At 36.9% G+C, this 22,270-nt stretch carries 21 protein-coding genes; 7 read left to right on the top strand and 14 right to left on the bottom strand.

What is annotated here, in order from left to right:
* Positions 1–15: 15 nt before the first annotated feature.
* The gene (locus tag ACYQ73_RS23260; protein WP_460014709.1) at positions 16–1,233 is read right to left on the bottom strand and encodes an NRAMP family divalent metal transporter; all 1,218 of its coding nucleotides are present in this window, start codon (positions 1,231–1,233) and stop codon (positions 16–18) included.
* A gap of 40 nt (positions 1,234–1,273) precedes the next feature.
* Positions 1,274–2,038 (bottom strand): LamB/YcsF family protein, encoded by a 765-nt coding sequence (locus ACYQ73_RS23255; RefSeq protein ID WP_460014614.1) that lies wholly within the window; start codon positions 2,036–2,038, stop codon positions 1,274–1,276.
* A gap of 277 nt (positions 2,039–2,315) precedes the next feature.
* Here ACYQ73_RS23255 and pxpB point away from each other — a divergent pair, with 277 nt between their 5' ends.
* Complete coding sequence (gene pxpB, locus ACYQ73_RS23250) at positions 2,316–3,056, top strand: 5-oxoprolinase subunit PxpB (protein WP_460014613.1); 741 nt, start codon at positions 2,316–2,318, stop codon at positions 3,054–3,056.
* Positions 3,047–4,048: a 5-oxoprolinase subunit C family protein gene (locus ACYQ73_RS23245; RefSeq protein ID WP_460014612.1), complete on the top strand. Its 1,002-nt coding sequence runs from the start codon at positions 3,047–3,049 to the stop codon at positions 4,046–4,048. Before pxpB ends, ACYQ73_RS23245 begins: the two co-directional genes overlap by 10 nt.
* A 114-nt stretch (positions 4,049–4,162) precedes the next feature.
* Here ACYQ73_RS23245 and ACYQ73_RS23240 read toward each other — a convergent pair whose 3' ends face one another.
* The 4 genes from ACYQ73_RS23240 to ACYQ73_RS23225 form a co-directional block, all read right to left on the bottom strand.
* The gene (locus ACYQ73_RS23240; RefSeq protein WP_460014611.1) at positions 4,163–4,921 is read right to left on the bottom strand and encodes an IclR family transcriptional regulator; all 759 of its coding nucleotides are present in this window, start codon (positions 4,919–4,921) and stop codon (positions 4,163–4,165) included.
* Between the two features lie 416 nt (positions 4,922–5,337).
* On the bottom strand, positions 5,338–6,618 hold the full coding sequence (locus ACYQ73_RS23235; RefSeq protein ID WP_460014610.1) for an MFS transporter: 1,281 nt from the start codon (positions 6,616–6,618) through the stop codon (positions 5,338–5,340).
* A 114-nt stretch (positions 6,619–6,732) separates the two neighbouring features.
* Entirely contained in the window at positions 6,733–6,945 is a 213-nt protein-coding gene (locus ACYQ73_RS23230; protein WP_460014609.1) for a hypothetical protein, read from the bottom strand.
* 108 nt (positions 6,946–7,053) lie between these two features.
* A complete protein-coding gene (locus ACYQ73_RS23225; protein ID WP_460014708.1) occupies positions 7,054–7,653 on the bottom strand; it encodes an alpha/beta fold hydrolase in 600 nt (199 codons plus the stop codon).
* 208 nt (positions 7,654–7,861) lie between these two features.
* Here ACYQ73_RS23225 and ACYQ73_RS23220 point away from each other — a divergent pair, with 208 nt between their 5' ends.
* Positions 7,862–9,955 carry a hypothetical protein gene (locus tag ACYQ73_RS23220; RefSeq protein ID WP_460014608.1) on the top strand — a complete coding sequence of 698 codons (2,094 nt, stop codon included), beginning with the start codon at positions 7,862–7,864 and terminating at the stop codon, positions 9,953–9,955.
* A gap of 139 nt (positions 9,956–10,094) precedes the next feature.
* Here ACYQ73_RS23220 and ACYQ73_RS23215 read toward each other — a convergent pair whose 3' ends face one another.
* Positions 10,095–11,330, bottom strand: coding sequence for a DNA polymerase IV (locus ACYQ73_RS23215; protein ID WP_460014607.1), 1,236 nt, complete (start codon positions 11,328–11,330; stop codon positions 10,095–10,097).
* Positions 11,331–11,480: 150 nt separating this feature from the next.
* Complete coding sequence (locus ACYQ73_RS23210) at positions 11,481–12,878, bottom strand: aminotransferase-like domain-containing protein (protein WP_460014606.1); 1,398 nt, start codon at positions 12,876–12,878, stop codon at positions 11,481–11,483.
* A gap of 133 nt (positions 12,879–13,011) precedes the next feature.
* Between ACYQ73_RS23210 and ACYQ73_RS23205 the strand changes: the two genes are divergently transcribed.
* On the top strand, positions 13,012–14,178 hold the full coding sequence (locus tag ACYQ73_RS23205; protein WP_460014605.1) for an aminotransferase-like domain-containing protein: 1,167 nt from the start codon (positions 13,012–13,014) through the stop codon (positions 14,176–14,178).
* Between the two features lie 102 nt (positions 14,179–14,280).
* On the opposite strand, the gene ACYQ73_RS23200 is transcribed toward ACYQ73_RS23205, so the two are convergent.
* The 6 genes from ACYQ73_RS23200 to bioD all read right to left on the bottom strand — a co-directional run bounded on the left by ACYQ73_RS23200 (position 14,281) and on the right by bioD (position 19,322).
* The gene (locus ACYQ73_RS23200; protein WP_460014604.1) at positions 14,281–14,457 is read right to left on the bottom strand and encodes a hypothetical protein; all 177 of its coding nucleotides are present in this window, start codon (positions 14,455–14,457) and stop codon (positions 14,281–14,283) included.
* Between the two features lie 383 nt (positions 14,458–14,840).
* Positions 14,841–14,963 carry a hypothetical protein gene (locus tag ACYQ73_RS23195; protein WP_255350007.1) on the bottom strand — a complete coding sequence of 41 codons (123 nt, stop codon included), beginning with the start codon at positions 14,961–14,963 and terminating at the stop codon, positions 14,841–14,843.
* Positions 14,964–15,546: 583 nt separating this feature from the next.
* Positions 15,547–16,542 (bottom strand): biotin synthase BioB, encoded by a 996-nt coding sequence (gene bioB / locus ACYQ73_RS23190; RefSeq protein ID WP_460014603.1) that lies wholly within the window; start codon positions 16,540–16,542, stop codon positions 15,547–15,549.
* 134 nt (positions 16,543–16,676) lie between these two features.
* Positions 16,677–17,267 carry a biotin transporter BioY gene (locus ACYQ73_RS23185; RefSeq protein ID WP_460014602.1) on the bottom strand — a complete coding sequence of 197 codons (591 nt, stop codon included), beginning with the start codon at positions 17,265–17,267 and terminating at the stop codon, positions 16,677–16,679.
* A complete protein-coding gene (gene bioA, locus ACYQ73_RS23180) occupies positions 17,234–18,637 on the bottom strand; it encodes an adenosylmethionine--8-amino-7-oxononanoate transaminase (protein WP_460014601.1) in 1,404 nt (467 codons plus the stop codon). Before bioA ends, ACYQ73_RS23185 begins: the two co-directional genes overlap by 34 nt.
* Positions 18,618–19,322: a dethiobiotin synthase gene (gene bioD, locus ACYQ73_RS23175; protein ID WP_460014600.1), complete on the bottom strand. Its 705-nt coding sequence runs from the start codon at positions 19,320–19,322 to the stop codon at positions 18,618–18,620. Before bioD ends, bioA begins: the two co-directional genes overlap by 20 nt.
* Positions 19,323–19,709: 387 nt before the next feature.
* Here bioD and ACYQ73_RS23170 point away from each other — a divergent pair, with 387 nt between their 5' ends.
* The 3 genes from ACYQ73_RS23170 (at position 19,710) to ACYQ73_RS23160 (ending at position 22,013) form a co-directional block, all read left to right on the top strand.
* On the top strand, positions 19,710–20,483 hold the full coding sequence (locus ACYQ73_RS23170; protein ID WP_460014599.1) for a CPBP family glutamic-type intramembrane protease: 774 nt from the start codon (positions 19,710–19,712) through the stop codon (positions 20,481–20,483).
* A gap of 219 nt (positions 20,484–20,702) precedes the next feature.
* Positions 20,703–21,167, top strand: a complete 465-nt coding sequence (locus ACYQ73_RS23165) for a hypothetical protein (protein ID WP_460014598.1) — start codon at positions 20,703–20,705, stop codon at positions 21,165–21,167.
* Positions 21,168–21,314: 147 nt separating this feature from the next.
* Positions 21,315–22,013 (top strand): ABC transporter ATP-binding protein, encoded by a 699-nt coding sequence (locus ACYQ73_RS23160; protein WP_460014597.1) that lies wholly within the window; start codon positions 21,315–21,317, stop codon positions 22,011–22,013.
* Positions 22,014–22,270 lie beyond the last annotated feature (257 nt).

Genomic DNA, 22,270 nt, shown 5'->3' with positions numbered 1-22,270 from the left:
TGGTAGGTTGTTAGATTAACTAAAAATTTTTGGAATTTCTTTAATTAATGTATTAATGCTGAGATATCCCATAAGAACAACTACAATTGCTCCAGTTACAGTTAACCAACGTGGATGCTTATATGTACCAACAATTTCTTTTTTGTGTGCAGCAACTAATATAATGCCAAGTGATAATGGTAAAACCAGTGCATTTAATGCACCTACCAAAATTAACACATTAACAGGCTTTCCAACCAAGGCAAAAGTTGTTGTTGAAATGACGATAAATGCTATAATCACCCAATTATGATATTTCTCAATGTTAGGGTGGAATGAACGAATAAATGAAACGGATGTATAAGCTGCACCTACAACAGAAGTAATCGCTGCAGCCCACATAATCATACCAAACATGCGATAACCAATATTACCCGCAGCTAGTTCGAAAACAGATGCAGGTGGATTGGCAGGATCAATAACTAAACCTTTTGAAACAACACCAAGAACCGCTAAAAATAAAGCAATACGCATTACGCCAGTAATCAATATCCCTGTCACAGAGCTTTTTGTTACTTCCGGCAAGGATTCTTGTCCTTTGATGCCAGCGTCCAAAAGGCGGTGACCACCAGCAAAAGTAATGTAACCTCCAACTGATCCACCAACCAAAGTTACAATCGCAAACCAGCTAATTTCTTTAGGCCAAACGGTATTCACAATCGCTTCTCCTACAGGAGGTGAGGTTTTAAAAGCAACGAATAGCATGAGTAGAATCATGACACCGCCAGCAATTTGCGCAACCTTGTCCATTGCCTTCCCTGCTTCTTTATAGATAAATATAAAAATAGCAAAAAGTGCACTTACAATGGCACCCATAATTGGATCTACGCCAAGCATTGCATTTAACCCTAATCCAGCTCCAGCAACGTTACCAATATTGAATGCTAAACCACCTATAACAATCATAATTGCAAGAAGAACACCTAAGCCAGGTAACACCTTATTGGCAATTTCTTGCCCTCGCAAGCCAGAAACAGCAATGATTCGCCAAACGTTTACCTGTGCGACAATGTCTAGAATTAATGAAATTAAAATTACAAATCCAAAGCTAGCCGCTAATTGCTGTGTAAATACTGTCGTTTGTGTTAAAAAACCTGGTCCAATAGATGAGGTAGCCATTAAAAAGGCAGCTCCTATTAACACACTTTTACTTGCTGTTTTCTTAACAAATTTACCTTTTTTCTCTTGCTCGATTACTGCTTCACTAACTTCCGTTATTTTTGCTCCCATTGGTCTACACCTCCTTGATTGCACCTACTAATATTTGATGTTCTGCTAATCTTGAATGAATATATTTTGCAAACTCTACAGCATGTTCTCCGTCCCCATGAATACAAATAGTATTTGCCTGTAATGGTATTTCGATTTGCTGTTGTGACAGCACAATTCCCTCTTTCACCATTCTTACAACCTGATTCACAGCTTGTTCCTTATCGGTAATCAATGCATCAGGTTGATTACGAGATGTTAGTGAACCATCCTTTTGATAGGTACGATCTGCAAACACTTCATGGGCTGTTTGAAGCCCTACTTTTTCTCCGGCTTTTGTTAATTCACTACCTGAGAGACCGAATAACACAAGTGAAGGTGAAATATCATAAATGGCTTGTGCGATTGCCTCAGCAATCGCTGGATTTTTAGCAGCCATATTATAAAGTGCTCCATGTGGTTTAACATGCTGCATCGTTTCATTGTAAGTCGTTAGAAAACCTTGCAATGCTCCAACTTGATAAATGACCATATCATAGGCTTCCTGTGGTGTGATGTTCATCTCACGTCGTCCAAAGCCATTTAAATCCGGTAATCCTGGATGTGCCCCGATTTTCACACCATTAGCAATGGCTAGCTTAACTGTCTCTCGCATGACTGTTGGATCTCCAGCATGGAATCCACAAGCAATATTAGCAGAGGTTACATATTTTAAGATTTCTTCTTGCTCTCCAAGTCGATAACGACCAAAACTTTCCCCTAAATCACAGTTTAAATCAACTCGAAACATCTTCTTCTCCCCGTTTTCTGCCCACTTAAGTAGTTATAATGAATACGTTTACAAGTATTCTGTACCGATATTCGGAACTTAAGTTTTGAAATTTAAAAAAATCTTAACATATTTTATAATTGCTGAAAAGTATAAATTTTAAATTTTGAGAAAGAATATTTTTTTTGAAATTTTCATTTAAATTAAACTTGTTTTCGTTTATTGTTTAAATATAGTATTAATAATCCTTTTTTTAAAACTTACATACCGAATTACGAAACTTCAGGAGATGGTTTTTATGATGAATTTAAAAGAGAATGTACAGATAAGACCTTTGAGCGATTCTGCACTAGTCATACATGTAGGTGAAGGAATCAGTGAGGCAATTCACAACAAAGTTAAAAATATCTTGAATTTATTAGAGAGAAATCCATTTGAAGGATTCATCGAAGTGGTGCCTGCCTATAATAATGTGACAGTTTATTACAATCCGATTGAAGTATACTTTTCAAATATAGAAAAAGAAGGCGAAATGCCTTACGAAAAGGTGAAGGCAACAATTCTTTCTTTAATGAACCAATCTCATATAGTTGAAACAACGAAGGAACGTGTCGTAAAAATCCCTGTAGTATATGGTGGTGAAATGGGACCAGATCTAGAATTTGTAGCCTCATATCATGGTTTAACACCTAATGAAGTCATTAATATTCATTCTTCCGTAGAATATCTTGTTTACATGATAGGCTTTGCTCCAGGTTTTCCGTTTATGGGAGGAATGGACAGACAAATTGCAACACCTCGTAAAGAAACTCCACGGTTATCGATTACTCCGGGATCTGTTGGAATTGCGGGAAATCAAACAGGGATTTACCCATTAGAAACTCCAGGTGGATGGCAAATCATCGGACGAACACCTTCTCGTTTGTTTCTACCTGAACAATCTCCTCCAACCTTGTTACAACCGGGGGATCGAATTCAGTTTATACCAATTTCGTTGGAAGAATATAAGAGCGATTGGGAGATGGAAACATGGGCATAAAAGTATTACAGCCAGGTATGTTGGCAACCATTCAAGACCTAGGAAGATATGGGCGACAAAAGTTTGGTGTTATCGTCGGAGGAGCAATGGATTCAATTTCCTTACGAATTGCGAATTTACTTGTTGGCAATTCGGAAGAAGAAGGCGCTCTTGAGGTGACACTATATGGAACAACCCTTTTATTTGAAACCGATGAACTGATCGCAATTACAGGTGGCAATTTACAACCTACAATAGACGGAAAAGAAGCACCCATGTGGCGACCACTTTTAATTCAAAAAGGATCTGTTTTAAAATTTAATACTGCGGTTAGTGGTTGCCGAGCCTACGTATCGTTTAGTGGGGGAATTCAAGTGCCCAAAGTAATGAACAGTAAAAGCACCTACATACGTGCTGGAATTGGAGGATTTCACGGAAGAAAATTGCTGAAGAATGATGTCATTGAATTAGAAAGACGATCAGAGTTAGGAGAAGATCTTTTTAACCAATTAAAAAAAGAACCAACGTACCTTTCTTGGTCAGCTGATTACACATCCTTTGTTACATTTAAAAAAACGCAAACAATCCGCTTCATAAGAGGCTCTGAATATCAGCATTTCGATGAGGAGAGTTTAAAAAAATTCCTTTCAACGCCTTACACCATCACAACACACGCAGATCGAATGGGCTACCGATTAGAAGGAGAGGCTATTCACTTAAAAGAGCCATTTGAATTATTATCCGAAGGGGTTACATTTGGAACGATTCAAGTGCCCTCCAATGGGCAACCTATTGTTTTAATGGCAGATCGTCAAACTACTGGTGGATATCCTAAAATAGCTCAAGTGATTTCTGCCGATTTACCATCATTAGCACAAATGCAAGCAAATGGTCGAGTCTATTTTAAAGAGGTCTCTCTTGAAGAAGCTCAATTGGCATTAATACATCAAGAAAGAAAACGAAATGAATTAGCATTTGGGCTCCGTTTAAAAGGATATGGAAACTTTAAGTAGAGGCTATTCAATCGTCTAAAATTCGATTATTTAGAAAGTAATGTTTTCCCAAAAAAGTTAGCGATTTCAGCGCAAAATGGGTAATCTCAAATAACTTATGAGACTACCCATTTTTTAAAGCTGTTCATACCCCAATTGTTTAGAAATCGCTGCAGTAGCCTTCTTAAGTTTATCGACGAAGATTTCAACGTTTTCTCCTCGATAATTGGTTTCTAGTCCCGCAATACTCATTGCTGCAACGACTTCTCCTTTATGATCGTAAATCGGTGCTGCAACAGCAGATGTATAATCTTCTAATTCTGAATGGCTGATTGTATAACCAAGTTCTCTAGCCTGCACAATCGTTTCAAAAAGCCTTTCCTTATCTGTAATCGTTCCCATTGCAAATGATTTAAGTTCCACCGATTCGAGATATTCCTTTATGTCTGCATCTGGTAAAAAGGATAATACAGCACGAGGGCATGCCCCTGCATAAAGAGGACTTTTTCTACCAATTGCTGTGTAGAGTCGAACTTTTTGCTTCGTATCTATTTTCTCGATATAAACAGCATCGTCACCATCACGAACGATTAAATTAATCGCTTCTTTTACATCATTATGTAACTCATTCATAATTGGATCTGCAATTTTTCGCACATCTAGGCGCGTTGATACTAGATGTCCAAATTTAAGGAAGAGAATGCCTAACCTATATTTTGCATCAGTTCCCTTTTCTAAAAATTCCATTTCCTCAAAAGATTTCAACATGCGGAAAGCAGAGGTTTTAGGGATTCCTGATAACTCTATTACTTCTTGAAATGACAGTTCAGTATGATCGATAAATAGATTTAAAATATCCATTGAACGGATAACCGTTTTATTATTATTTGTCAATTTAAGTTTTCTCCCCCTTCTATACTAGATTTATTTTAATCATAATTCTTCTTTTCTTAATTAATAATTATACCTAACATCTTACTATTTTTATATACCTTGGCTCTTCACCAAAACGTGTGATTAATTTCCGTTCCGACTGGGCGCTTTGTTGTTGCTGTCGCTACGCTTTCGCACAGAGCAAAGCTTCCTGGGGGCGTCCGATGAGCCGCAAGGAGTCGCCCAGCCCCCACTCCAATCAACCTCTATACAAGGTATACGTTTAACAAATGTCATCCACAACTTTTAGTGATGAGCCTATACCCTGTAAATCAGGTTGATAAAGGCATAAAAAACAGGAGCAGAGAATGGTTGCTTTGCTTCCATGCTCTTTACCCCTGCTTGTTATTCTTATTTTGATTCTCTCGATTACTATGCTAGCTAAAAATGCGGATATTCTTTTTTTGTCCTACGCTCTGACGTTTTTCCTTCAGTAAAATCACTCCAATCAAACCAACGATGGAGAAGATAACTGGCGTGATGAAACCATAGTAGTATCCATCAAATAGATTTCCTGAAGTTGCTTGAAAATGATCCAATATATATCCAAAAATGCTGGGTAGCAATACAGCACTTAGAAAGCCGCCCGTATTCGCAATACCTGAAACAATTCCTGATTCTTCTATATTAAAAGATTGACGTACAGCTGCAAAGGTTAATGCACTTGCCCCATATCCAAAGCCAATGATAAAGAAAATAATAATTAGAAAGAAAAAGGAAGGATGCCCATTACATAAAAGGAAAGAAAACCACCCTAATAAAACAATGATATGAACGACAATATACGGTCTTTTAATTGTTTCTAACCGACTTGAAATCCAACTAGCTAGAGGTGCTCCAATAAGTGCCCCGATAAGACCGATCATAATCAGCTGGCTGGTATCTGAACGAGTCATTTCATACATATTCATCCCATATGGTACTGCCCACGAACTGATAAACCCTACATAACCGCCGACTACCCCAAAATGGCAAAAGAATAGAGCCCACGCTTGCGGATTTGAAAATATTCTTCGTAGTAAAACGGATGTTTTTTCACGTTGCACTTCTGCTGTATCAACTACTTGCTCGTCCCCCAAAATTTGTTTTGTTTTTTTTACAAGTACAAAATAAAGGAGAATGCCACATAAACATAATAGTAGTCCTAATGAGAAAAATATTACTCTCCAACCAAATAAAAGTATCCATGTGGAGAAAGGTACTGTCGCCAATAAGAAACCAAGACTTCCTGTCATGCCCGCCAGGCCAATTAATCGAACAAATTCCTTTGGTTGAAACCATTGAGCCAAAATTAGCACCATGTTAACCCATATGGTCGCATCTCCTACCCCAGTTAGTATTCTGGCAAAAAACAGGACGAATTCATGTGTACCCATACTATAAATAATTGTCCCTAAACCTGTAAGAGTAGCGCCAATAATTAGAAACAAATTTGGCCCAAATCGATCAGCTAAAATCCCCATCGGAATTTGCAAACTCGTGTAGACAAAAAATTGTATACTCGTCAATAACCCAATCGTTGATGCTGTTACATTAAAATCTCGCATCAATTGGTCTGTAATCAGTCCTGGGGCGGTTCGTTGACTCGCCATTAACAAATAAGTAAATAATACAGAAACAAATACAACCCATCTATATCTGCTATTTTGTTTGTCCAATGATTTCTACTCCTATTAGCTTTTTACTATTATATATGAATTATATCTAACGTTAAAAACCTGTTTTTCAAAGTAGTTTTATGATTTGAATTTGGTTGAAATTGCTTTTAGTTCTCATTTAAGTGGGGTATCTCCAAGTTTATCCTGTGCTTCAAGATTTGCTCCATGCTCGATCAATATCTCTATCGCCTGAACAGGCATTCGATTAGTCAAAAATAGCATTAGCTGCGTTCTCCCTCGCTCGTCCCGTTCATTCACTTCCAGTTCTGCTACCGCCTTCTGTACCCGAGAAAGATCATCTGTCTTGCTAACTTCCTTCCAATTCAAGAGTACTCCCCCCCTTGACACGGTGCTAGCATCAACATTTGAGCTGAATAATTATAGAATACAACCATTTTTCTTCATCAATATTCACATATTTATAATATTGATGCACTAATTGATAACCTCCCCTTCTGGTAACTTCCCATCCTTAATCCACTCTTCAACAAAACGGTTAAAAAACTCAGGGTTCGCTAATGAGACACCGTGGCCGATGTTCGATAGCACAACACCTTGACAATTTGGATTGCTATTCACAAGTTGGATCGCAGATTTTTTCATGTTGCCCTTCTCTTTTTCACCAACAGTTACTAAAATGTTACATTGAGCTTTCGAAAAATCGTGTGGAATTCCAAAAGACATATTTTCTTGCAATATGTTAATAAGGGTATTTAATTTTATCTTTGAACTATCTTGATAATATTGCTCAAAATACTCTTGATCTACATATAATGTTTTAGCTTGAAGCTTTGCGAATGATTTATTTTTTATTAGGGGAAAAGTTAATTTTATTAATGGTCTTATCCATTTTTCTGCAGTTGGGGAAGGTTTCACTAAAGCACTGTTGATGATAGCAAAATCTATTAATTGCGGTTTTAGACTAATCATTTGAATAGCAATTTGAGCCCCTAATGAAAATCCCACTACTATGACATGTTTATTTTTTGCTTTTTCTTCTATTAAAGATAGAAGCTTTTTTGCACAATCTTCAATTGTCTTGTATTTCTCGGGAAATAAAAGTTTATTCTGATATTTTTACGCATTGCATTTATTTTACTATTTATTGTGTGTATTGTGTCATATTTACAGTTACAACTGCATATATAATACTTGAAACACACATTTTGTATTTTTTGAAATATTGTGGCACTTGGGATTGAGGAAGAAAGACAAAAAAATAATAAACATGGAGGTAATACAGATGGATCAAAACAAAACGAACGAAGCAAAACAATTATTAAATGCCATTAACCCTTCCAGTTTAGGAGAATTTCCCCTCTCACCAATTAGTGGTTTATATGCATGGAGCGAACAGCAAATCAGTGAGGAACTTCGTCTCGACGTAGACGGACTCTACCCACAAATGGTAGCAAGCGGAACTGTTATTTCAAACCTATCTTCTACTATTCATTGGATTGCCAAATTAACAGCGAATGGTCCAAATACTTGGACAGGCAATATTCGAAACAAATACCTAGATGACATACAATCATTTCCTTATACAAATGTAAAAATACAGGTAACTCGCGGTTCATTACCTGAACAGCATACTGCAGAAGTCATTTTTCTAATCGGAGGAGAGACAGACAGAACTAGAACTTTCCAGTTTCAATCTCCTTACTTCCACCCTGTGGAATTTGAATTTGATGCTGAAGAAGGTACTACGCCAGTTACAACTTATCAAACGCACGCCCATCCAGACAAACCTGCGTCATTGCCGGATGAAACTTTAACAATCGCAGAAGTCTTTAAACGCACTGGGTTTGATGTGAAAATATCAGAAGGTAATAATACTGTTTCCAAAGACTATACAGGAACTGATAAAAAGTGGAACACTCAAGAGATGCATGATGCCATGCAAGTATATTGGTCACACTTTGATAATAAGCCCCAATGGTCCATGTGGACATTCTTTGCTAATTCGGAAGCGGAAGAAGGCCATGGTTTGGGCGGTATTATGTTTGATAGCATAGGACCGAATCATCGTCAAGGGACGGCAATTTTTAATAATTCATTTATTTCAGATTCACCTAAAGGTGACCCCTCCCCAGAAGCATGGGTACAGCGATATCGTTTTTGGTGTGCTTGCCATGAGATGGGACATGCTTTCAATCTCTTGCACTCTTGGCAAAAACACCTAGGTCATCCTTGGGAACCGTTGGAGCGCCCTCTTACCCCAGAACCAAAGGCTCTAAGCTTTATGAATTATCCCTACAAATATGATAGCAACAATCAGGCGTTCTTTAAAAACTTTGAGTATCGTTTTAGTGATCAAGAACTTTTGTTTATGCGACACGCACCTGAGCGCTTCGTACAAATGGGTAATGCTGACTGGGCTGTTGACCATGGTTTTGAACAACCGATTATTTCTATTCACCCTTCTTTTAATCTTGAATTGAGAGTTAACCGTAAAACACCTATATTCCAATGGTTAGAACCTACAGTTATTGAAATTAAGCTAACTAATACTTCAAATCAACCACAGTTAATAAATAAACATATTTTATCCGATTTAGATGGAATGTCTTTCATTGTTAAAAAAGATGGAAAACAAGGGCGTCGGTTACTACCATATGTTCAATATTTAAGGAACTTAGAGAACAAGGTAATTATGCCTGGGGAATCCCTGTATGAAACTATTTTCGCTTCTGTAGGGAAAAATGGCTGGTTAATTGATGATCCAGGATTCTATAACATTCAAGTAGCCCTGCAAATAAACGGCCATAACATTGTATCTAACAACTTAAGGCTACGAGTTTTACCACCTACTGGGTACGATCAGGAATTCCTTGCTCAAGATTATTTCTCTGAAGAAGTCGGTCGTATTCTTGCATTTGACGGCAGCCGTTTTTTTGAAAAAGGGAACGATATCCTTCGTGAGGTAACCGAAAAACTTAGTGATCATGCTGTTGCTCTTCACGCTCATATCGCTCTTGCTAAACCATTGGCGTTCGATTATCAATTCCTTGATCTCACAGATGGCTCAGATTCAAGAGGTAAAATCAAAATAATACCTGCCCAACCAGATGAGGCACGTAAACAGTTTACGTCTGCTTTAACTAAGCACAACCAAATTGCTGCTAAGACACTTTCTAATATTGATTATCATGAATATATGGAAACATACAGTGAATTTCTAAGTAACCAAGAAGAAAATAAGGAAGCCGCAGAGGTACAAAATGTCCTTTATCAAACGTTGTCTGAACGGAATGTTCTAGACAGTGTATTACAAAAAATCAAAAATCGCCGTGAAAACTATGAACAAAAGGAAAATGAACACTTTACAAATATATAAAATTTCTACCTAAAAAAGCAGCTTTCAATCTAAATACAAATAGAAAACCGTCATTTCGAAAAAAGATTGATCGACATGACGGTTTTTTGTTTGATTTTAAAGTTGGATTATTTCTTATTGAACTAAAATTAGTTTCTTTCTACTTATGTTCGTCCCAAAAGTCCTTACTAAAACTCGTATTTGCTTGATATCTCCCTACTGGTTTAGCAATATCGGAACCTCGCAAAATTGTTCCTTTTCCAAACTTTTGCTCGATTTGATCAACAACTTTAATGATTGGTTCATCTTTTACATGCTCTTCAAAGTTAAATAACGTTAGTTGCTGTGTCGTTTCTTTAATATCACTGACATTTGATACGGTAACCCCCAATAATCTTACAGGTTCTTCATCCCAATGCTTATTAAATAAATACCAGGCATGTTCAACTATATCCTCTTTTGTATGAATCGCGTTATTGATAGACTTGCTTCGTGTACATGTTTCCCAGTCAGCTGAACGAATCATAATACTTACAGTTACCCCGGCAAGTTTCTTAGCCTTTAATCTTTCCGCTACCTTTTCAGAAAGTGTTACGATTACTTTATATAATTCATCTCTATCAGTCGTATCACTAGAAAGTGTTGTTGAATTCCCTACACTTTTCGTATCATATATTGCTTCTGGATCAACAGGCCTATCATCTTCACCATTTGCCTTTTGCTTCATACGTAGACCATTAATGCCGAAGTTTTGCTTTAATACATATTCATCCGCTTTAGCTAGTTCTCCAATTGTTCGGATACCTAAATTCCCCAATTTCTCTGCTGTACTTTTGCCAACCCCATGCATCTCAATTACATTCATCGGCCACAATACTGCAGGAACATCACGTTTACGGAGTATTGTAATACCCATTGGTTTTTTCATATCACTTGCCATTTTCGCCAAAAATTTATTTGGTGCAATGCCGATTGAACAAGGGAGTTGCAGTTCGTTCCAGATTCTATTTTGCATGTTTTGTATATGTTGCAAGACATTTTGGCCTTCAACTATAGGAAGTTGTAAATATCCTTCATCGATTGAAACTGGTTGGAGAATGTCACTATACTCTTTTAGCAAATTAAAAAAAGACTTGGAGGCAGCTCTATATCGTTCAAAATTAGGAGGTAATATAATTAGCTCCGGGCACTTTCGTCGTGCCTCCCCGACATTCATAGTTGTATAAACCCCACTTGCTCTTGCTTCGTAGCTACACGTAATAATAATACCTCTACGCTCTTTAGGATTACCTGCGATGGCTACTGGTTTCCCTTTTAATGAGGGATCATAAATTTGTTCAACAGAGGCATAAAAGCAATTAAGGTCGATATGTAAAATGATTCTTCCTTTATTCATATTCTATCTCCTCATTTACTTTGGCTTCCCCTTTAGACTAGGGTCATGCGCCTGCTCATTGACGCATGAAAACTATTCATTTATACGTCCTTTATGCGCTATTGAATCGCCACTTTTCTTTACATACTTTTATTATAAGCTTTCCTTACATTAATCAACAAATGTATAATCTCCATCACTTTCAAGTAAATCCTTCAAAATAATAAGTGCTTGTTCGAGCTGATTTTCAGGTGCAGTGATGGCCAAACGAACTGCATTAACTAGCTTCGCATTTCCTACGGCAAAACGTTCAGCTGCATACACTTGCACACCAGCTTTTGCTGCTAGCAATTCAAACTGAACACTGGTGAATTTTTCGGGGAGTATAAGCCATCTGAAAATACATTCTTCTTCTCCTATAATGTTATATTCCCCTAAATATTGATCGACTAGGGCATTTTGTTGCTTTGCATACAAGCGGTGTTTCTCTAAAATTGTTTGTGCAACGCCATCGTGAATCATCCTTGCTGTAAGCTCCACCATCATGAGAGACACTGAAATATTTATATTATACAGTGTTTCCATTATTTTTTTTCGTAGAGCTGGCGGTGTAACGATATAGGATAGTCGTAAGCCAGGTGAGATGGTTTTTGAGACACTAGCAATATAAATAACCTTTTCAGGAGCATAGGACGCTATTGGTGCAAGCGGCTTCTCCTTAAGAAAACTATAAATCGCATCCTCAATGACGATTAAGTCTTTCCGCCTCGCAACATCCGCAATCATTTTTCTTGTTTCCACCGACATTGTATGGGTAGTTGGATTATGAAAATCAGGAATAACATAAAGACCTTTTATATGCTCATTTTTACAAGCGTATAATAATCCCTCTCTTGTCATTTCACCGTTTCTTTGTTGGATCGCTACAAGTTGGATACCAAGCATATTTGCAGCTGTTTTTATACCTGCATATGTAATGGGATCTGTACCGATTCGATCTCCTGGTTGAAACAAAGCAGCTAACGTTCCAACAATGGCATTTTGTCCCCCCGCTCCAAGCAATACAGGTTGATCCGTTTGAAAGTTAACCTTTTCCAAAAGCTTCATTGCTGCCTCCGTTTGCCACGCAGTCCCTTCAGGCCTTCCATACTGAAATAATTTACTAAAATTAGGATCATTCATCATCTTTTTCATATAACGTGTAATATCTTCATTAGCATGATTTTCTGGGATTACAGAGCCCATTTCGATCATCTGAGAAGAATTATTTGTTGGTAATAACATTTTATTTGTCGCTGCATCAGATGAAACGAATGTACCATTTCCGATAGAAGCATAAATAAGCCCCTTCTGGCCACAAAGTTTAAAAGCCCTCGTGATCGTGCTTAAATTAACATCTAAAAAATCGGCTAACTCACGCTGAGGAGGTAGCTTGGTGCCCGAAGATAATTTTCCATCTTTGATATCTTGTTCCAGCTGTTCAGCTATTGCTATATATAATGGAGCCGAACTTTTACTAATGTCCGGTTTCCAACTCATTGGATATTCTTCAAACGAATTAACTGGCATATTCTAAGCTAAGCTCCTTCTCTCTAAGTTTTTGCATACAATATTTAATTGTCTTGCATACAATGATAATATTGTATGCATATGATGGCAATGATATAATTTTTAAAAAATCAGAAAAAAGGAATGAAAAATTATGCAATTTTCAGAAAAGATTTTAAATACCCCGTCCTCATTCATCCGAAATATTTTGAAAGTAACTGAATCTGAGGATGTCATTTCTTTTGCAGGAGGACTTCCGAATCCAATCTCTTTCCCAATCGAAGCGTTAAAGGCATCTGCGAACCATGCCATTACGGAAAATGGTAGTCGTCTATTCCAATACTCTTCTACACAAGGGTATGCACCATTACGTGAGTACATTGCCGCAAAATACCAACGTGTGCACGGACTAGATATCCATGCTGATGATGTATTTATTACAACAGGATCACAGCAAGCTCTTGAATTAATTGCGAAAGTATTGATTAACAAAGGTGATGGTATCGTTATCGAGGAGCCTGGTTACTTAGGTGCTATTCAAGCTTTCACATTAAGTGAGCCAACTTTCTATGGTGTAACACTTGAGAATGATGGATTAAACTTAGAAGAGTTAGAGAATGCACTACAACAACCAAATGTAAAATTCGTGTATACAGTTCCAAATTTCCAAAACCCAACAGGTCTTACGTATTCTAAAGAAAAACGCCAACAAATTTGCGAAATCATGGCAAAATATGATGATGTAGCGTTAATTGAAGATGATCCATATGGAGAATTACGCTTCCAAGGTGAGCCACTACCATACATCGGTGCTGGTAAATTAGAAAATAGTATTTTGCTAGGTTCTTTCTCTAAAACAGTTACACCAGGAATGCGTCTTGGCTTTATCATTACAAAGAATAAAGAATTATTGCAGCATATCGAGACAGCGAAGCAAGCAACTGACTTACACACAAACATTTTCTCTCAATATGTTATTTATGATTATCTAGCAAACAATGACTATATGGAACACGTTCAGAAAATTATAGCGTTATATAAAAATCAAGCAGATGCCATGCTTAATGCGATGGAGGAGTTTTTCCCAGCACATGTGGACTACACACGACCTGAAGGTGGAATGTTCATTTGGGCTACAATGAACAACGGCGCTTCGGCAGTAGATATCTTCCATAAAGCGATGGACCAAAAAGTAGCCTTCGTACCTGGCGATCCATTCTATACATCAAAAACTGATGTTAATACAATGCGCCTAAATTATACGAATGCAACACCTGAAGTCATCCGAGAAGGTATCAAACGCTTAGGCAGCATTTTATAAAGTCGTTTAATAACAAACAAAGTTATTGATAAGAGATGGTGTGAAATTTTCACACCATCTTTTCTTATTTCTCATCATGTCGATAAAGATTCAGCAATAACCTTAAATTTGATTAAACATCACTGTCATTTGGTCGATGATTTGTTGTTTTGATAAAGTAGTTTTTTCAACAATAGATAATTCTGCTACATCATAAATCATTCTAGCAAATAGCATGATTGTGAAATATTTAACTTCTTTCTCAACAGATAAATGACAACTTGTCTCGAAATATTTCATCAAAGACTTAACCCTTATTTAAAAGAAAAACCTATTGATTTATCGATGGACACATACAATCCGTTAAATGCGGACAGTTTACATGAGGCAACTTTAAAATTATTATCACAGAACGTAAAACATGACGATGATTATAGGTAATTACTATTATTTTAAACTACATTATTATGAATCATCTCCATAATCGGCTGAGCCTAATTGGTTCAGTTTTTCAAAAAATTCTACTACAATATCGTCAATCATTTAATATCGCGATGGCTCTTTTATTAGTGAATAGTACGATTTCAATTCTCGTTCATTAAAAAGATAATCTGTGCAACGTAAAAAGCAACCCGCTTCGTGCGCTCTGGCGTCGAAAAGGGTTGCTTTACCTTAATCTAAAATTATTTTGTATACGTTAAAACTGCATTTTTCTTAAATTTCGCTAAAGCCTGTGTCGCCTCATCTTTATTTGTATACTCAAAAATTCGAACGTCCTTTTTATCAAAAACTGTAATAACCCACATCATAATTTCTCCCTTCCAATTTGTTTTTGTAATATAACAACCACTTAAAACCGTGATACTTTTTTCTAACTGTTTTATAACAATCCCTTACTTGATTCTTATTTTACGCCGATTTTTTCAAAAATAAAGTATTATGTGAAGCCCTTCACAAACTGTTCAATTTCAAAACGCTTTCATTGAACAATTTGTGAAAACCGAATTTTTCTAGGCATAAAAACAGTTCTTTTCGTTTTAGCATCCATCACTTTTCATCTCTTATATGCCAATCGTGGGTTTTCGACGGATCTGAGCAGTTTTCTTTGTACCTGAGCATTTCCTCGACGAACCCGAGCACTTTTCTTGCCTGCCTGAGCGTTTCTACGATTTTATCAATCCAACAGAAAAAGCCGTATGTACGCCTTTTCCACGACGCACATACGGCTTTCCAATTTCGATGATAATTAAGTAGTAGTAGTAGATTTTATTTCATAAAGTGAAACTTTAATCAGTGGGGTTTCTTTATCCCCCACTGATTATTAGTCTTCACCAATCTGGCTTTTATGGGCAGTTCATTTCTGCCCGTTAATGCGGGATAAGTTTTTATTTAGCAGAATGCTGCTTCTTGCTTTTTCGATAATTCAATTTCAAAGCCTAAATCCTCAAGCATACGATAATCACTGTTTGCTTCTTGTCCTTCAGTTGTTAAATAATCCCCAACAAAGATACTGTTTGCTGCATATAAGCCTAGTGGCTGAAGTGACCCAAGATTGACTTCACGACCACCAGAAATACGAATTTCCTTTGTTGGATTAATAAAACGGAACAACGCTAAAACCTTTAAACAATAGCGTGGATTTAATTCCTTCGTCCCTTCTAGTTTCGTGCCATCAATCGCATTTAAAAAGTTAACCGGAATGGAATCCGCGTCTAATTGATGAAGTGCACGCGCAATATTCACGACATCCTCTTTTGTTTCCTTCATACCAATAATGGCACCTGAGCAAGGTGATATTCCATGCTTTTTCGCAATTTCAACCGTATTAACACGATCTTCATACGTATGGGACGTAGTAATATAGGAGTGATGTCGTTCAGATGTATTTAAGTTATGATTGTAACGATCCACCCCCGCCTCTTTTAATTGCTGTGCCTGTTCTTCTTTTAATAAGCCAAGACAGGCACATACTTTTAAGCCATACTTCTCTTTAATTTCTGTAACAGCTTCACTTACAACATTGACATCCTTTCGAGTTGGCCCACGACCACTTGCTACGATGCAATAAGTGCCAATTTTATTGTCAAATGCTCGTTTTGCCCCTGCTAAAATTTCCTCTTTCGTAATGAATGGATATTTTTCAATCGGTGCTGTTGATTTAGATGACTGTGAACAATAGCCACAATCCTCTGGACAATAACCGCTCTTAGCATTCATAATCATATTTAATTTTACTTTTTTCCCATAGTAATGCTTACGAATAGCAAAGGCACCGTCCATCACCTTTAATAACTCATCATCATCACTATTTAAAATAGCAAGAGCCTCCTCATTGCTAATGATTTTCCCTGCAATAACTTCATCTGCTAACTGTAACCAATTCATTTAAACATTCTCCCTCTCTACTTGTATAATTTATCAACTATGCCTCGGCATAATTGCGTGAAATCTTCCTGAGGCTATATCAGCTGATGTTTGATATCTGCTGAAAATAACTTAAATCTGCATTCCTCTCACATCTATAGAGGTGGGAGATTGCCGCTGAAAGAAGTTATTGACCTTGCTGAATTAAATACTTTGTAAAGTCGTTCGGCCAAAAATGCAGAAGCGATCGCTAAACAAAAATCTGCAACAATACTGTTTAAAAAGCCAACTACGAAAATATGTGACCAGCTCGTTTTCATATGTAACCAAAAATTCAATGACACATATAAATATGGAACTGCTACCGCATAAATAATAAAAAGCCCGACAATATTTGCACCGATAAAATGTTTTTTCGTTGGCGTATCCACTTTTTCAATCATGAAACCAATTACTAAAGCGGCCAGTGCAAAGCCGATAAGGAAGCCAAATGTTGGTTGCAATACATAGGTGATGCCCCCGCCTTGTGTAAAAACTGGCAAACCAACTAAACCAACGCCTATATAGACGAGCTGGCTTTGCAATCCATTGCGGCTGCCGAGCAAACTGCCTGCTAAAAATACAAAAACTATTTGTAATGTAAAAGGCACTACTGGTAGCGGTATTTTAATAAATGCCCCGATTGCGGTTAAAGCAGCAAACATCGCAATCATCACAAGTGACAGTGTTGATTGTCGTTTGAACAACTTATTCCCTCCCGCTCCTCAAAAAATTGCATGATCGTCTCTTTTGTTGTATCAATCATAAAGCTCATTTCATTATCAGATATGACGTACGGAGGCATGAAATATAATATATTGCCGAGAGGACGAATCAATAAGCCCTTTGCTAAGGCACGTTTATAGATTTGATAACCGATTCGTTCCTCACTTGGTAGTGGCTCCTTTGTTTCACGATTAGCGACTAATTCAATTGCGCCAACTAGTCCTACTTGTCGATATTCACCAACAAACGGCAACTCTCCAAATGCATTCATAGCTAGCTTTCGCATACGTTCACCCTTGTTTTGTATCATATCGATCACACGGTCCTCTTCAAACATTGTCAGAACTTCTAGGGCTACACGACAAGCGAGTGTATTACCGGAATAGCTATGGGAGTGTAAAAACGCTTTCATTGTACCGTAATCATCATAAAAAGCGTTGTATACATCATCAGTCGTTAAAACTGCAGATAGTGGCAAATAACCACCCGTTAAACCTTTTGATAAGCACATAAAATCTGGGGCAATACCGGCTTGCTCGCAGGCAAATAATGTACCTGTTCGTCCAAACCCAACTGCAATTTCATCTGCGATAAAGTGTACATCGTATTTTGTACATAGCTCTCTTAATCGCTTCAAATATATTGGTGGATACATTTTCATGCCTGCAGCTGCTTGAATGAGTGGCTCAATAATAATAGCTGTAATTTCTTCATGGTGCTGACTAAGCTCCTCTTCAACAAACTGTATACATTGGGCTTGACAGCTTCCAGGATTCTCTTGAAAAGGACATCGGAAGCAATCCGGTCCTTGTGCACGTAATGTATCCAATAAAAGTGGCTGATACACTTCGTTATACAGCCCAACTCCTCCAACAGATAAGGCACCAAGTGTTTCACCGTGATAAGCATCCGTTAAAGCTAAAAATCGCTTTTTCGTCGTTTTTCCCGTCTGCATATGATATTGAAAACTCATTTTTAATGCGACTTCTATTGCAGACGAGCCGTTATCTGCAAAAAATACTTTATTTAAACCGTCTGGCGTTAAGGCAACTAATTTTTCTGCCACCTTAATGGCAGGTTCATGTGAAAAATTCGCAAAGATTGTATGCTCTAATGTAAACGCTTGATCACTTAATGCTTGACTGATACGCGGATTCGCATGTCCAAATAAATTGACCCACCAGGAAGATACGGCGTCTAAATAGCGATTATCATTTTCATCGTAAAGCCATACACCTTGTCCTTTTTTAATAACAATTGGCGGAAATTGCTCATAGTCCTTCATTTGTGAGCAAGGATGCCAAACATGCTGTAAATCTCTCGTCTGCAATTCAGTTAATGCTTGTTTCATATTTGACCAACCTTTCAAACAAAGAAGTGTGTGAAATAGAGTAGTCAACAATCTGTGAAATATCCCCAAGCTTTGGGATCGTCGCATATGGCAAATCATGATGTTGTAGAATTGTATTCACATTATCTTGTTCCATCTGACTACCTGTGTCTCCATTAAATACAATGCCAAGAACCTCAACATTACGAGCATGTAATGCCTCAAGTGTAAGCAATGTATGGTTAATCGTTCCCAGTGTTGTTCGTGTGACAAGAACAACTGGAAGCTTACTTTGAACGATGACATCAAGAAGCGTATTTTCTCCATATGTATCTAACGGGACAAACAGCCCTCCTGCTCCTTCACAAATCACGACATCGTATGTTTGCTGTAACAACTGCATTTGCTGTAATAAATGCTCCACATTTATTTGCTGACCCTCCAGTTGTGCAGCAAAATGTGGTGATGCGGCTTCCTTAAACGAATAGCCGCTTAAATTTTCTTGCTTTAGTCTTTGTAATGAATACTTTTCATACATTGCTGTATCGTAGTAATAGCAATGCCCATTGTCATTAATTTCGCCAGTTTGCACGGGCTTATAAGGCGTGACTTGTAAATCATGCTTTTGTAACTGTCGCATCAGTAATGTAGTGATAACCGTTTTACCGACATCTGTATCCGTTCCAACAACCCAAAAATGTTGCATCGTTAACCTCCCCCTCTTTTTAAGTTAACTGTTTACATTTTTTAAGTTAACACATTTAATTTTATTTTGTAAATGCTATTTCCATATTTCTTCAAAAACAGCCCCTTTCTATGCAAAAGATAGAGAATTTTGTGATAATTTATACGCTTTTTTCATCAATAAAAAACACTAGATTCTTACCATGTGGCAAAATCTAGTGCTGGTTAATGTATATTTTCACAGGTATGTTAATAATCATCTTTGTCCAGAAGGCTATTCTAACGTAGCGCCCTATGAAACTTTAGTGCAGACTAGATGTAACTAAGACAAAAAATATATAGAAAAATATAATAATTTATGTTTATATGTTATTTGTAATTATATCCATTATATAGAAGGAGTCTTCTAATGTCCTATCTGGTGCAGTTACTCATTTTCGGCTTAACAGGTTCGTTAGTATACTATGGTGTTTACTATGGGACACCTCTTTTAGTTAAAAAGGGAGTACCATTAATGTATGCTTTTTGGTTCTTTCTATGGTTTCCTGTAATGAGTTTATTTCCAGTATCATTACTACTGTATCATTTAGAGGGAAATACTTGGACATGGCAAAATATTTTGGAAAGATTTCGTTTCAATCCTTTAACAGAAAATGATTGGTACTGGGTTGTGGGAACTGTTATTTTTACAGTAATCTTTGACCAACTTCTCGAACCTTTAGGAAAGTTTTTTGCGAGATTTCCAATACTTGCCCCACCAAGTTATCTTCCTGCACCATTTAATCCATTAAAAAGAATGGAAATACCTCCATCAGAATTTTTTGGTGTCACGCTTTATGGGAATTGGAAAATGTTAACCATATTTATTCCATTACACCTTTTTGCTATGCTTAGTGAAGAAATAATGTGGAGAGGTTTTTTCCTCCCTATCCAACAAGAGATTTTCGGGAATTGGGCTTGGGTGGTGAATGGATTACTTTGGGCATGGGTTGTTCATGCTTGTCTGAAGTGGCATTTTATCAATATGCTTCCTAGCATGCTTATTGCTCCATGGATCGCCCAGTTTACTAATTCAACATGGGCCTCTTTTGTAACCCATTCTGTTGGAAATAGTTTACTATGGATTTTGTTATTAGTGGGAATAATAAAAAAAACTAAACCTCAAAACATAAACTCAATTTAATTTTATAATGCAACTTTTAAAGTCTTGTTACATAAGTAAATGTAGCAAGATTTTTTTTATAATCACACTAACCCTTTATCAACTTTTAAGCTTGTATTTTAGCTGAATTTCTATTAATACCCAGAGAATTTTATTGTTTCATCACTTTTCTGAATATTACAGGAATTTTAAAGGGTTTTACTCTTCATTCGTAGTATTAAACTAAACGGGGGTGGCTATATGTTTGGTATTTTTAAAGAATCAGAAAAGACTATAGACTCTTATGAACATGTTAGTTTTATTTTAAAATCCTTGCTCACATACGAGCTAAAAGACTTACCTATTCGCTATGAATTTTGGTATCGTGTGGCTATTCGTCAGGAAGAATTACGAACGTTAAATACCGAGCATCGGGCAAAAATCTCTATGACTACAGCAGTAGGACGATTTCACCAAACACAATACGAAGGAACGAAACAAAAATTAGCAAGGCTTGAACGTCTCGCAGATATATATAAATCGTTTTGTATGGAGGAAGAACGAGAAGCATTAAATCATCGACTCCATTTTCAGAAAGAAGCGATTTCTGAGCTATATGAGCATGTCCAAAATAAAGAGCTATATGTGTATTGCGATTCTGTACAGCAACAATTTTGGAATGCAGTAAGTGAAGACATATTAAATGCAATAGCCCATCTAGATTAAGTAGGTGGGCTATTGCAAAGACGATCCTTTGAACATTATTAAATTCCCTCATTCCTCTATCAGTAAACTCATCTTCTAAACGATAAAAGCCTCAAAACTTGAAACATTTCCCACTTAAATTCGTAAATTAATAAAGAGAGGAAGTGAATGACAATAGATATTAACATACATAAAGGTGGCTATATAGAAAATGAAGCCATTATTTCAAACATTCAATTTCAAGTAAATAGTGGTGAGCTTGTTGGGTTAATCGGTTCTAATGGGGCAGGCAAAAGTACAACCTTACAAGCAATGATGGGTGTATTACCAATAGTCGATGGTCAAGTGACAATAGGAACTTATGGCTACGTACCAGAAAGACCAATTTTGTATGAGTATTTCACATTGTGGGAGCATATCGATTTTTACATGCGTGTAGCTGGTAAGGAAAATTCTTTAACAAATCGTGCGAATGAATTACTGAAAATTTTTCATTTGGACCATAAACTACACGATTATCCAACAACATTTTCCAAAGGTATGCAGCAAAAAGTGATGCTTATTTTAGCATTTCTCGACAAGCATTCTACTTATATTTTAGATGAACCATTTATGGGACTTGATCCACAGGCAATGCGTAAGCTCTTAACGATTTTAGAAGAATTAAAAGCGCAAGGTGCCGCCATTTTAATGAGTACACATGCACTCGATACAGCAGAAAAAATATGTGATCGTTTCATCTTGATTGATGATGGCCGAATTTTACAGCAAGGTACACTCGAATCGTTACGCTTAGCGGTGAACCAGGACAAAGCATCTCTACTTGATATTTTCGACACCCTGCTTGAGGAAAATCACCATGAGTAGTTTATTGCGACAACGAAGAAAATTAGAGCGCTCCAACAATTATAAACTACTGGCAAGCATCGTCGATTGGACAGTCGCCTTATATGTTGTTGTGCCAGCACTAGTCATAGGCTTTTTCCTTTATAAAGACTTTCACTAGCGTCGCATTAAAATAATTCAACGTAATTTTTAAAAACTGAATTTTCTGTAATATTATCCGTGCATAAAAAAAGCCTTTATAATGGTTGGGCAGTAGTAAACCATCCAAATCCAAAATA

The sequence above is a fragment of the Lysinibacillus sp. CTST325 genome, from assembly GCF_054665055.1.
The sequence above is the reverse complement of the archived record's forward strand: the minus strand, read 5'-3'. Positions and strand labels throughout refer to the sequence as shown.

Excerpts from the sequence above, each read along its gene's own strand:
- ACYQ73_RS23255 (WP_460014614.1), bottom strand. The coding sequence starts at position 2,038 with ATGTTTCGAGTTGATTTAAACTGTGATTTAGGGGAAAGTTTTGGTCGT.
- ACYQ73_RS23200 (WP_460014604.1), bottom strand. The coding sequence starts at position 14,457 with ATGAAATATTTCGAGACAAGTTGTCATTTATCTGTTGAGAAAGAAGTT.
- ACYQ73_RS23195 (WP_255350007.1), bottom strand. The coding sequence starts at position 14,963 with ATGTGGGTTATTACAGTTTTTGATAAAAAGGACGTTCGAATTTTTGAG.
- pxpB (WP_460014613.1), top strand. The coding sequence starts at position 2,316 with ATGATGAATTTAAAAGAGAATGTACAGATAAGACCTTTGAGCGATTCT.
- bioB (WP_460014603.1), bottom strand. The coding sequence starts at position 16,542 with ATGAATTGGTTACAGTTAGCAGATGAAGTTATTGCAGGGAAAATCATT.
- ACYQ73_RS23165 (WP_460014598.1), top strand. The coding sequence starts at position 20,703 with ATGTTTGGTATTTTTAAAGAATCAGAAAAGACTATAGACTCTTATGAA.
- bioA (WP_460014601.1), bottom strand. The coding sequence starts at position 18,637 with ATGAAACAAGCATTAACTGAATTGCAGACGAGAGATTTACAGCATGTT.
- ACYQ73_RS23210 (WP_460014606.1), bottom strand. The coding sequence starts at position 12,878 with ATGCCAGTTAATTCGTTTGAAGAATATCCAATGAGTTGGAAACCGGAC.
- ACYQ73_RS23215 (WP_460014607.1), bottom strand. The coding sequence starts at position 11,330 with ATGAATAAAGGAAGAATCATTTTACATATCGACCTTAATTGCTTTTAT.
- ACYQ73_RS23245 (WP_460014612.1), top strand. The coding sequence starts at position 3,047 with ATGGGCATAAAAGTATTACAGCCAGGTATGTTGGCAACCATTCAAGAC.
- ACYQ73_RS23205 (WP_460014605.1), top strand. The coding sequence starts at position 13,012 with ATGCAATTTTCAGAAAAGATTTTAAATACCCCGTCCTCATTCATCCGA.
- bioD (WP_460014600.1), bottom strand. The coding sequence starts at position 19,322 with ATGCAACATTTTTGGGTTGTTGGAACGGATACAGATGTCGGTAAAACG.
- ACYQ73_RS23170 (WP_460014599.1), top strand. The coding sequence starts at position 19,710 with ATGTCCTATCTGGTGCAGTTACTCATTTTCGGCTTAACAGGTTCGTTA.
- ACYQ73_RS23160 (WP_460014597.1), top strand. The coding sequence starts at position 21,315 with ATGACAATAGATATTAACATACATAAAGGTGGCTATATAGAAAATGAA.
- ACYQ73_RS23220 (WP_460014608.1), top strand. The coding sequence starts at position 7,862 with ATGGATCAAAACAAAACGAACGAAGCAAAACAATTATTAAATGCCATT.